The sequence below is a fragment of the Streptomyces sp. NPDC005408 genome (genome assembly GCF_040606445.1).
Taxonomy (GTDB): Bacteria; Actinomycetota; Actinomycetes; order Streptomycetales; family Streptomycetaceae; genus Streptomyces.
The window spans coordinates 38,062-48,685 of record NZ_JBEXEX010000036.1; the positions used below are offsets into that span (position 1 = coordinate 38,062).

At 69.9% G+C, this 10,624-nt stretch carries 8 protein-coding genes, 1 tRNA gene and 3 pseudogenes; 3 read left to right on the forward strand and 9 right to left on the reverse strand.

Annotation, left to right across the window (positions count from 1 at the left end; all coding sequences use genetic code 11):
* Positions 1-20: 20 nt before the first annotated feature.
* From ABZS64_RS27670 to ABZS64_RS27690, 5 genes and pseudogenes are all read right to left on the reverse strand, one after another.
* Positions 21-929: pseudogene (locus ABZS64_RS27670) on the reverse strand (lysylphosphatidylglycerol synthase transmembrane domain-containing protein); the annotation flags it as partial.
* Positions 926-1,942 carry a class I SAM-dependent methyltransferase gene (locus tag ABZS64_RS27675; protein ID WP_355835157.1) on the reverse strand — a complete coding sequence of 339 codons (1,017 nt, stop codon included), beginning with the start codon at positions 1,940-1,942 and terminating at the stop codon, positions 926-928. The gene ABZS64_RS27675 and the pseudogene ABZS64_RS27670, both read right to left, overlap by 4 nt.
* Positions 1,939-3,033 carry a glycosyltransferase family 4 protein gene (locus ABZS64_RS27680; protein WP_355835160.1) on the reverse strand — a complete coding sequence of 365 codons (1,095 nt, stop codon included), beginning with the start codon at positions 3,031-3,033 and terminating at the stop codon, positions 1,939-1,941. The genes ABZS64_RS27675 and ABZS64_RS27680 overlap by 4 nt, the downstream gene beginning before the upstream one ends.
* Positions 3,030-3,428, reverse strand: a complete 399-nt coding sequence (locus ABZS64_RS27685; RefSeq protein WP_355835162.1) for a 6-carboxytetrahydropterin synthase — start codon at positions 3,426-3,428, stop codon at positions 3,030-3,032. Before ABZS64_RS27685 ends, ABZS64_RS27680 begins: the two co-directional genes overlap by 4 nt.
* 63 nt (positions 3,429-3,491) lie before the next feature.
* A complete protein-coding gene (locus ABZS64_RS27690; RefSeq protein ID WP_355835164.1) occupies positions 3,492-4,469 on the reverse strand; it encodes a zinc-binding alcohol dehydrogenase in 978 nt (325 codons plus the stop codon).
* A gap of 106 nt (positions 4,470-4,575) precedes the next feature.
* Between ABZS64_RS27690 and ABZS64_RS27695 the strand changes: the two genes are divergently transcribed.
* Both ABZS64_RS27695 and ABZS64_RS27700 read left to right on the forward strand, forming a co-directional pair.
* Complete coding sequence (locus tag ABZS64_RS27695) at positions 4,576-5,346, forward strand: CDP-alcohol phosphatidyltransferase family protein (RefSeq protein ID WP_355835167.1); 771 nt, start codon at positions 4,576-4,578, stop codon at positions 5,344-5,346.
* Between the two features lie 44 nt (positions 5,347-5,390).
* A complete protein-coding gene (locus tag ABZS64_RS27700; RefSeq protein ID WP_355835170.1) occupies positions 5,391-7,220 on the forward strand; it encodes an AMP-dependent synthetase/ligase in 1,830 nt (609 codons plus the stop codon).
* Between the two features lie 79 nt (positions 7,221-7,299).
* On the opposite strand, the gene ABZS64_RS27705 is transcribed toward ABZS64_RS27700, so the two are convergent.
* A tRNA-Leu gene (locus tag ABZS64_RS27705) sits at positions 7,300-7,384 on the reverse strand.
* 532 nt (positions 7,385-7,916) lie between these two features.
* Here ABZS64_RS27705 and ABZS64_RS27710 point away from each other — a divergent pair.
* Positions 7,917-8,163: pseudogene (locus ABZS64_RS27710) on the forward strand (L-serine ammonia-lyase, iron-sulfur-dependent, subunit alpha); the annotation flags it as partial.
* Between the two features lie 66 nt (positions 8,164-8,229).
* On the opposite strand, the gene ABZS64_RS27715 reads toward ABZS64_RS27710, so the two are convergent.
* From ABZS64_RS27715 to ABZS64_RS27725, 3 genes and pseudogenes are all read right to left on the reverse strand, one after another.
* On the reverse strand, positions 8,230-8,589 hold the full coding sequence (locus ABZS64_RS27715) for a hypothetical protein (protein ID WP_355835172.1): 360 nt from the start codon (positions 8,587-8,589) through the stop codon (positions 8,230-8,232).
* Between the two features lie 201 nt (positions 8,590-8,790).
* A pseudogene (locus ABZS64_RS27720) lies at positions 8,791-9,876 on the reverse strand (enoyl-[acyl-carrier-protein] reductase FabV); the annotation flags it as partial.
* A gap of 41 nt (positions 9,877-9,917) precedes the next feature.
* Complete coding sequence (locus ABZS64_RS27725) at positions 9,918-10,616, reverse strand: hypothetical protein (protein WP_355835175.1); 699 nt, start codon at positions 10,614-10,616, stop codon at positions 9,918-9,920.
* Positions 10,617-10,624: the final 8 nt, after the last annotated feature.

The window sequence follows — 10,624 nt, forward strand, 5'->3', positions numbered from 1 at the left end:
CAGTGGCCGGCGAACGGGCCGACGAGTACTGCGATACCGGGCAGGCTCGCGGCGAAGGTGAGCACTCCGTAGACGACGGCGACCGTCAGGCCCTGGGCCGCGCCCAGGCCGGCGGCGCCGAAGGCCCATGCCGTGACGCCTTCCCTCGGCCCCCAGCCGCCGACGTTCAGCGGCAGCGCCATGGCGAGCAGTGCCAGGACCATGATGGGCGCCAATTCAGCGAACGGCGCCGTTGCCCCCGCTGCCCTGGCGGCGAGAAGGAACATGCCGAGATGGCCTGCCACCACCGCGACGGACGAGATCACCACTCCCGGCCAGCTCCCCCGGGCAAGCAGTCCGAGGCGGGCTTCGGCCAGCGCGGTGCGCATCGCGCGGTGCCATCGCGATGTTGCGGGCTTCCCGCGCCGCCGGACGGCGACCGCGATCATCGCCGCGCCCGCCACGGCGACGGCCAGAGCAATCACCGGCGACATGGAGAGGTGGCCGCTCGCCGCAAGCGCCGGGGAGGGCTGGACGAGCAGCACCGTCACGCCGACCGCGATCAGGACGAGCTGCCCCGCTGTCCGTTCGAGGACGACCGCGCGGACGCCCCGGCCGATGTCACCGGTGTGCTGCCCGTGCCGTACCGCGCGGTGCACATCGCCGAGTACGCCACCGGGCAGTGCCGCGTTCAGGAACAGGGCGCGGTAGTAGTCGGCGACGGCCCGGCCCAGCGGCAGCCGGATGCTCAGGGCGCGGGCCACCAGCTGCCAGCGCCAGGCGCTGAACACGGTGGTGAGCAGACCGAGTCCGAGTGCGGCCAGCAGGGTCGGTCCGTCGATCCTGCGCAGCCCGTCCAGGAAGGCGCCCGTGCCGAGCCGCCACACCAGCACCGCCAGGATGGCGGCTCCGGCAAACGTGCCTATGCGGGCCCTCGTCCGCCCGGTCATGAGATCCCGCCCCCAGGCCCTGTCCGGCCGATCTTGCCGGGCTCGCGTGCACTGGCACGGCACCTCGCTGCGTTGTCGTCAGTCGCCGACGCTCCGCGTCGGCTCCCTCCTCCGCCTTGCGATGCACCACGCCAGACCCCGCTCACTGATCCGGCCTCATCGACCGGACAGGGCCTCGGCCGCGGCAGTGCCAGCAGATCGCTGTGGTGCACCACCACCTGCAACTCCCCCGCCGCGCACGCCGCCAGGCGACGCCGCAGATAAGCCTGGGCGCGGGGTGCGAGGGACGGGCGCTCCTCGCACGCTGCGCCGACCCAGCCGCGCAGCCACTGAGCCGTCAGCAGCGACTCGTCGGCGCCGAGCCGCCACGGGCTGGCGTGCATCCGTACCGTCGCCCCCTGCCGTACGAAGGCTTCGGCGGCGAACGTGACGGCGTCGGGCCCCAGCAGACCCTCACGGCGCTGGTGTTCGTTGAACGCGTCGGCGATCTGCGCATCCAGCGGCTCGGCCGGTGTCAGCTCGACATGCCCCACCACGGAGAGCGCCAGCAGTGCCGGGCATCCTGCCCCGGCGCAGGCCCGGGCGAGCGCCTCCACCTCGTCCCGGGTGAGTACGTCCAGGAGAGCGGAGGCCGTCACCAGTGAGGCACTGGCCAGGAGGTCCGTGGTCAGGTGGGCGACGTCGCCGCGTTCCGTCGTGACCGTGACGCGGTTGCCGTCGGCTGTCGTCCGGGGAGTCTGGGCGGCCGCCAGGTCGAGCAGTTCGGGGTCGCGGTCGTGCAGGATCCAGTGCTGGGGGCCGGGCAGCCGGGGTGCGAGCCAGCGCCCCATGGAGCCGGTGCCGCAGCCGAGATCGCGGACCACCAGTACGCCGGCCCCTCGCTTCTGTCCCGCCAGCCACTGGTGCAGCGGGTCGAGAAGTGCGGTCGCGCGGGCGGTGGCGTCGGCGCCCTCGCGCAGCTCCAGCCACTCGGGTGCGTATCGAGGTGCGTCGGTTGCGTCGGTTGTGTTCACGCGGCCCTCCGGGGATCGATGCGGAGCTGTTCCAGCGCCCCGGCGAGGTTCCATACGGTCGTCCTCCACCCGTCCAGCGCGGCGCGCCGCCCGCGTGCGGCGGCCTTCAGCCGACGGCGCAGCGCGGGCTCACCGAACCAGCGGTGCAGTGCCGTCGCGAGTGCCACAGGGTCCTGCGACGGTACGAGGATGCCCGGCACACTGCCGTCGGGCGCGCGCCCGACGGCCTCCGGGAGTCCGCCGACGTCCGTCGCCAGCACGGGAATTCCCCGCGCGAGCGCCTCGGTCACGGCCATGCCGTACGTCTCGGCGTACGAGGTGAGCACCAGGAGGTCGGCGGCGGCGTAGCTCGCGTCCAGCTCCGCACCGCTCTGCGGTCCGACGAGATGCACCCGGTCGTCCAGGCCCGTCTTCTCGATCAGCGCGCGCAGTTGGCCGACGTATCCGGGGTCCTGGCCGAGACCGCCGGCGCATACGCAGGTCCAGGGCAGGTCCGCGACGGCGGCAAGGGCCTCCACCAGCCGGAAGTGTCCCTTGCGTGGGGTCACCGAGGCGACGCACAGCAGCCCCGAGGCACCGTCGGAGCCGGACGCCTGAGGCGCGATGTCGACGCCGGGGGCGGCGACATGGACCCGGGCGGGGTCGAGCCCGTGGTGGGTCACCAGCCTGCGGGCCGCCCAGCCACTGGTCGCCACGACCGCCGGCACGGAGCTCAGTGTCCTGCGCTCGAGCGCGTCCAGCTCCGCCGCGCGGGCGGGGGCGAGCCCTGTCTCGTCGCCCAGCGGCAGGTGCACGAGTACCGCGATGCGCAGCCGTTCGGTCTCGGGGACGACGATGTCGGGAACAGCGCAGGCGACGAGTCCGTCGAGGAGGACGAGACTTCCGGGCTCTGACTCCGCCAGGATCTTCGCCAGTTCATCCCGCGCGGCCGCTCCGGGCTGCGGCCAGGTGCCCGCGACGGCGTGCTCGTGGACCTGCCAGCCGATGCGTGGCAGGTCGTCGCACAACCGGCGGTCGTAGACGTTGCCGCCACTCGGCGCGGCCGGATCGTCGACGCCACCGGGCAGCACGACGTGCACCGAGCGGTTCATAGCGAGCGCTCGTAACTCGCCCAGGCGATATGCGATTCATGCAGGGTGACCGTGATCCCCGCGAGCCCGCGGGCACCCTCGCCGAGAGCTCCTGCGTGCACCCGGTCGGCGAGGCGGTCGGCGATGACCTTGGCCAGGAATTCCGTACTGGTGTTGATGCCGGCGAAGTCGGATTCGTCGTCGAGATTGCGGTAGTTCAGCTCGGCGACGAGCTTGCCGAGTTCCTGGGTGGCAAGACCGATGTCGACGACGATGTTGTCGTCGTCCAGCTCGGGGCGGCGGAAGGTGGCGTCCACGAGGAACGTCGCTCCGTGCAGGCGCTGCGCAGGTCCGAAGACCTCTCCACGGAAGCTGTGAGCGATCATGATGTGATCACGAACGGTGATGCTGAACAACGGACGACCCTCCAGGCGCGGCGTACATCTGACCCTGTAGTACGGCCGATCTGTCCGCCCTGTTCAGCGGTCGTACCGTACGCGCAGACACAACCCCGGAAGGTCGCCGGAGGCAAGCCTCGGCAGCACATCCGGCAGCTCGTCGAAGGCGCACTCGGCGGAGATCAGCGCGTCGAAGGCCGGGTCGGCGAGCAGCTCGAGCGCGAGCGCAAGCCGGTCGGCGAACGTCCGGCGGGAGCCCCGGGCCGGGGACACCGTGCCGACCTGGCTGCTGCGCACGACCAGGCGGCGGGAGTGGAAGGCCTCCCCCAGTGGCAGGCTGATCTTCCGGTCGCCGTACCAGCTCAGTTCGAGGACCGTCCCCTCCGGGGCGAGGAGTTCCAGTGAGCGCGCGAGTCCGTCCTCGGTGGCGCTGGCGTGGACGACGAGGTCGCAGTCGCCCGCGGCATCCTCGGGGAGCGCGAACTCGACGCCGAGCGCCTTGGCGATGTCCGCCCGCGCGGGATTCGCGTCGACCAGCTGGACGCGGACAGCGGGATACCGGGCAAGTACGGCGGCCACGCAGGCGCCGACCATGCCCGCTCCGACGACGGCGATGCGGTCGCCGAGCATCGGTGGCGCGTCCCACACGGCGTTCACCGCGGTCTCCACGGTCCCGGCCAGCACGGCCCGGGCGGCGGGAACGCTGTCCGGCACCGGAGTCACGGCACTGGCCGGGACGACGTACCGCGTCTGGTGCGGATACAGACAGAACACCGTACGACCCAGCAGATCCGGTGGCCCCTCCTCCACGAGACCCACGTTGAGATAGCCGTACTTCACGGGCCCGGGGAAGTCGCCCTCCTGGAACGGAGCCCGCATCACGCCGTGCTGGCTCTCCGGTACGCCGCCGCGGAAGACGAGCGTCTCCGTTCCACGGCTCACCCCGGAACAGAGCGTGCGCACCAGCACCTCGCCGTCGGCGGGCACCGGCAGAGAGACGTCCCTGATCTCTCCTCGGCCGGGAGAACGGAGCCAGAAGGCGCGTGCGGTGAGCTCCATCTGCGTCCTCCTGAACGATCGCGCGGTGATTAACGTACTGGTCACTGAACCCGCGGCCACGGTACGCGGGAATGATCGAATCTGTCACTCGGCCGGAGGATGCACGGTGGCCTTGAACCACACGTACGACATGAGGCCACTACGGCATGAGACGGCGGTAGGAGCGGGCGCACAGCTCGCCCTGCTGGCCCTCCTCGGCACGGCGATAGGTCTAGGGCCCGCGGGCTGGTTGACAGGCCTGGCTTTCGGGGTCGGCACCTGGGCCACCCTCACCCGCGCCCTGCGCCGCTCCTGGCTCGAGTCCTTCGGACCGGCCAACCGCGTCACCCTCGCGCGGGCGACGCTCGTCGGAGGAGTGACCGCACTGGTCGCGGACTCCTTCGAAAGCCCCCCGCCGGTCACGGTCCTGGTCGCCCTCACCTCGGTCGCCCTGATCCTCGACGCGGTCGACGGCAAGGTCGCCCGCCGCACCGGGACCTCCTCGCCCTTGGGGGCACGTTTCGACATGGAGGTCGACGCCTTCCTCATCCTGGTGCTCAGCATCTACGTCGCCTTGTCGCTGGGCCCATGGGTGCTGTTGATCGGCACGATGCGGTACGCGTTCGTCGCGGCGGCCCGGGTCCTGCCGTGGCTGAACGGAGCCCTGCCGCCGAGCACGGCGCGCAAGACGGTGGCCGCGCTGCAAGGAATCGTGCTGCTCGTGGTGGGGGCCGGGATCCTGCCGGTTCTGCCCGCTTTCGGGGCTGTTCTCGTGGCGCTGGCGCTGCTGGTGTGGTCCTTCGGACGGGACATCAGGTGGCTGTGGCAGGTCAGGAACTTCGAGCAGGCTCCCGGATCTAGGCACGAGTCTTTTCAACAGGTACATTCCGCTCCCTGAGTTGCATAGAGTGATGCCCCCAACACGGGCAAGGGAGAGGCCATATGCGCGGAAACGGTCCTCCCCTTCGTACCGCACCGCTCCGGTCCGGCGGACTCGCCGACTCGGTGTACGAGACCGCCGAGCGCGACCCCTCGCTGGCGCAGCTCTCCCGCCTGACCGGCACACGACCCGGGACCTGGGAACCGGTCAGCGCGCAGGAGCTCCGCGACGAAGTCATGGCCGTGGCCAAGGGATTCCTGGCCAGTGGCATCCGGTTCGGCGACCGGGTCGCGCTGATGTCCCGTACGCGCTACGAGTGGACGGTTCTGGCGTACGCGCTGTGGTCCATCGGCGCCGAGGTCGTTCCGATCTACCCCACGTCGTCCATCGAGCAGGTGCGCTGGATCCTCTACGACGCCCAGGTCGGGGCCATCGTGGTCGAGCACGAGAACCACGCGATGACCGTGGCGGCGGCCACTGACTCCGAGACCCGGCTTGCCGCGATCTGGCAGATGGACCTGAGCTGTGTGGCATCGCTGATCAATCAGGGCACAGGCGTGGACGACGAAATGATCCACCGTCACCGGGCCGCTGTGACACCCGACCAGATCGCCGCGATCAGCTACACCTCCGGCACCACCGGAACGCCCAAGGGCTGCCTCATCACCCACGCCAATCTGGCCGCCGAATGCGACATCCTGCTCGAAGGCTGGGGCGGCATCCTCGCCGAGCCCGGTGTGCAGCCGTCGTTCCTCAACTTCCTGCCCGTCGCCCACATTTACGGGCTGATGGTCGTCGTCGGCTGCCTGCGCGGCGGCATCCGCCTCGGCCACCAGCCCGACCTCTGCCCCGATTCGCTGCTCCCCGCCCTGGCGTCGTTCCGGCCGACGTTTCTCTTCGCCGTGCCGTACATCTTCGAGAAGATCTTCCACAAGGCCCGCCGCGCCGCCGAAGACGCGGGACACGTCAGCCTCTTCGACAAGGCCGCGGCCGTTGCCACGCGCTACGCCGAAGCCGTGGAGCGCCACTCCATCGGCTCGGGCCACGGCCCGAGCGCGTCGCTGAAGGTCGTGCACGCCGTCTACGACCGCCTGGTGTACAGCAAGCTGCGCGCCGTTCTCGGCGGCCAGGTGCGCAACGCGGTGTCCGGCGGCTCGACGCTCCGCAGGGAACTGGGCCTGTTCTTCTCGGGCGCGGGCATCACCGTGTACGACGGCTACGGCCTCACCGAGACCGCCGGCGCGATCACGGCCCAACCACCGGGAGCCGTCAGATTCGGCACCGTGGGCCGCCCGATCCCCGGCTCCGCCGTACACATCGCGGACGACAGCGAGGTGTGGGTACGCGGCGACACGGTCTTCGCCGGGTACCTCAACAATCCCAAGGCCACCGAGGCGGTGCTGCGCGACGGCTGGTTCGCCACCGGCGACATGGGCCACCTCGACGACGAGGGCTACCTCGTCATCACAGGCCGCAAGAAGGACATCATCATCACCAGCGGCGGCAAGAGCGTGGCCCCGCTCCCCCTGGAGGAACAGCTGCGCCACCACCCGCTGATCTCCCAGTGCCTGATCGTGGGCGACGACCAGCCCTACATCGCGGCGCTGATCACTCTGGACCCGGAGGCGCTGGCGCACTGGCAGAGCCTCAAGGGGATGCAGCCCGCGGACGTGTCGTCGATGACAGACGACGAGGAACTGCGGGCCCAGATCCAGCGGGCAATCTCGCGGGCGAACACCCGGGTCTCAAGGGCGGAGTCCATCCGCGCGTTCCGGATCCTGCCGAACGAGTTCAGCCTGGACGACGGCCTGATGACGCCGACGCTGAAGCTCAAGAGGCGGGCGATTGCGGGGGCGTATGCAGCGGACATCGAGGCGCTTTACGCGCGCTGACGGGGGCTTCTGAGCCGGCCGCTCAAGGGGCCCGCTCAGCAGAAAACCCCACACGAAGTGGGGTTCTCATGACCATGAGTGTCCGAGGGGGGACTTGAACCCCCACGCCCGATAAAGGGCACTAGCACCTCAAGCTAGCGCGTCTGCCATTCCGCCACCCGGACAGGGTGACCGCGGTCTCCCGCGGCGACAGGGATAACAATACCAGGGGTTTCAGGTCGCTCTCACGTGCATTTACCGTGGTCAGTGAGGTGCAGCAGTGGCCGCCGAACGCTTGTGTGCCCGCCGCCAAGTAGCCCGCACAGTGTGCGTCTACTCGAGCACTGTCAGTGAGCGGCGCATGCTCCGGACACTGCGCATGATCGCGGTCTTGTCTGGCCCCTCTGCTCCGGGTGGTCGGCCAGCCAACGGAGGTAGGCGTCAACCGTCCGCCCGGCGTCTCCCTCGGTCAGCACGTGGCCCTCGATGAGTACCTGGGACGTCGGCCCTCGAAAACGACGGTGCCGCAGACTTCGCCATCGCCTTGTACGAGGCGGCCACAAAGGTACGTGAGGGCCTGGTCCCCACCGCGCTCAAACGCGCCGCCGACACCGCGCACCACCTCGTCAGAAGGCTGCCCGCTGGTGAGCAGCGGCCCGGCGAGAACCAGGATGCAGGAGTCCAGGATCCACTGGGCGTCTACCGAGGTCGGCAGCCCAGGACCCGTGCATCGAGCGCAACGGCATGGTTGCGGCCAAGGCCGTCACGGCGGCGCATGGCGATTCACGGCGACAGCAGCCACAAGGTCTCCCTGGACAAGGTCATCAAGACCATGGAGGAGACGGGCGCGGACATGAAAGTCAAGTACAAGGAGACGGCCCGCGGCGGGCTCGCGGTGAACGTCACTGACGTGCTGACGACTGCTGACGACTCCGCTCCGCTGAACACGCCGAAGGGGCGGTGACCGGTTTCCCGGTCACCGCCCCTTCGGCGTCACCACGCCGCGGTCATACTCCGCGCCGAGCAGTTTTCACGCGCCGGGAAATCGGCCGAAGTACGAAGGGTCTCGAGAATCCCCCATGTCTTCGTGATACTGGATGATTCCGGCTGTGACGAAATCATTCCGGCTCGCCCCCAGCGAATAGAGCTTGAAGCCAGGTGGGACCTCACCCACTCGATCACGGTGGGCACCCCATTCTTCGGCAGGCACTTCCACCACGGTCAGCCCTTCGTACAGGGGGCTGACCAGCATGTGGTCGACTCCGCCGAAACACACATCGATACGCGAAGCGGCGCCGCCTTCCGACGGACTGCGCAGCAGCAGACGACGGTGACTGACCGTGTAGGCCCACAGCTTGAAGGTCCGGGTTGAGCTGAAGATCTCGGTCATGCTACTCATACCCAACCTTCGCCTGGTCGAGATGCCAGGTCGGTTCCGGGACATCCTCGATCTGCTTGCCATTGAAGAACCACTGAATCTGCTGCCATTCCAGGTTTTCCAGTCCCACTGCCGACGCATCAACGGCCCAGGTCACTAGGGCCGGCGCCGCGACCTCGTTTTACGACGCGATCGGGGGGGTTGTGGCGCGGGTCAGATGGTGAGAGTGGGCCAGGGGACGTCGGTTTCGACGGCGGCGGTGTAGTCGACGCCGGGGACAGAGAAGCCGTAGAGGCGGCGGACTTCGTCGCTGAACCAGTCGAGGTCGGCGAGTTCGGTGATGGTGTCGCTGGTGGCGGTGCTCCAGCGTTCGGCGACCGCGTTCTGCACGGCGGGGTCGAGTTCCCAGGTGTCGAGGCGGACCCGGCCCTCGTCGTCGAGGTCGAGGGGGCGGGCGCCGGTCAGCTGGTCCCACAGCTCCACCAGTTGACCGATCGGGGCCACCATGGCGTCGCCGAGGACGCCGCGTAGCAGCCCGACGTACACGGCGATGCCGGGGATGGCGGTGGAGGACTGGGTGACGGCAGCGGCGTTGACCGAGGTCACGGCCCGGCAGCCCAGGGTCTTGCCGAGGCGCTCGTCCAACGTGCGTGCGGTGGCTTCCAGATGGGACTTTGCGGCGCCGATGGTGCCCTGCCGGTAAATCGCCGCGGTGAGCGGCGAGCCGATGTAGGACAGGGCGGCGGTGGCGAAGCCGTCGGCGAGCAGGGACCGGTCGGCCAGGAACGTGATCCACCGTTCCCAGTCGGTGCCGCTCATCACCGCCACGGTCTGCTCGATGTCGTCGCCCTCGGCCGGCGCGGTGGTGACCTCCTTCACCTCCGGGGCACCGTACTCGTCGAAGACGAGGGTCTTGGTGGTGTACGGCGAGCCGATCGGCTTGAGGACCGAGGCATACACGTTGCCGATGTCCGGGTCGGTGCGGCGAGGAGCGGCCACCGAGTAGATCAGGAAGTCGAGTCGTCCCCCAAACCGCTCGGCGAGGAGGTCGGCAACCTGCTCCTTCACCGTGTCGCTGAACGCATCGCCATTGAGGAAGACCATGTCCCGCCCGTGCTGTTGGGCGAGCCGGGCGGTGGCGGCGGTGCGATACCAGCCAGCCGTGCCGGTGCGCCGCGCGGGCGCCTTCTCGAAGCACACGCCGATGCCACGGATACCGACACGGGCCAGGCCCGCGATCGTAGCGGCGAGGCCATACCCGGCGGACGAGCCGATGACCAGAGCCACCGCCCCTTGGCCCTTCGGCTTCCCCGCCTTACGAGGCCTCGCCGCGGAAGCGGTCAGCGCAGCCGGCGGGCGGCAAGCGCCCGGGCCGCGTCATGCGCCGCGGCCGGGAGGTCCACCCGGTAGTGGATGACCACGCAGTCCTTGCACTTCTTGTACGGGCCGAGGGTGACCCGGTCCCGCCAGGAGTCCCGCATCCGCCCGATGGTGACGAGCGCGGAGTCCACGACCTCGGGGTCATACCTCTCGGCCGGGACGCCGAGGGCGGCCATCAGGTCGCCCAGCGGCAGGATCCCGTCGGCCACGGCGGGGCGGATCCGCTCCGCCACCGCCTCCCACGCCTCGCTGTCGGTCGAGGCGAACAGGGTGCGCATCCGCGCACTCCGTACGCCCGCCCGCTCCTCGGCGGTGTCCAGCTCGCCCGGCCGGAGCGTGGCCTGCCGGCCGTCGGACCAGACGAACCGGTACTGGTCCGCTCCGGGGATCCAGGCGACCTCGCCCCCGGCGAACGGGGCCTGGCCCTGCGGTACCGACCCGGCGGTGCCCCACCGGGTCAGTACGGTCGCCCAGTCCGGCCCGGCTGCCGAGCGCACCAGGCACTGCTGGTGCGCGGCCCCGGTCCAGCCTCCTGCGTCGATGCGCCGACTGGCCTCGTCGTCCCCCAGACAGTAGGCGGGCAGCTGGCAGGCCTGAGCTTCCAGCCCGATGATTCGGTCGCCGCAGAAGCGGCAGCGCGGAAGCTCATCCGGTTGCATTGCTCGCA

Bases quoted from the DNA above. Each gene is read 5' to 3' on its own strand.
- ABZS64_RS27700 (WP_355835170.1), top strand. From the start codon at position 5,391: ATGCGCGGAAACGGTCCTCCCCTTCGTACCGCACCGCTCCGGTCCGGC.
- ABZS64_RS27725 (WP_355835175.1), bottom strand. From the start codon at position 10,616: ATGCAACCGGATGAGCTTCCGCGCTGCCGCTTCTGCGGCGACCGAATC.
- ABZS64_RS27690 (WP_355835164.1), bottom strand. From the start codon at position 4,469: ATGGAGCTCACCGCACGCGCCTTCTGGCTCCGTTCTCCCGGCCGAGGA.
- ABZS64_RS27715 (WP_355835172.1), bottom strand. From the start codon at position 8,589: ATGACCGAGATCTTCAGCTCAACCCGGACCTTCAAGCTGTGGGCCTAC.
- ABZS64_RS27680 (WP_355835160.1), bottom strand. From the start codon at position 3,033: ATGAACCGCTCGGTGCACGTCGTGCTGCCCGGTGGCGTCGACGATCCG.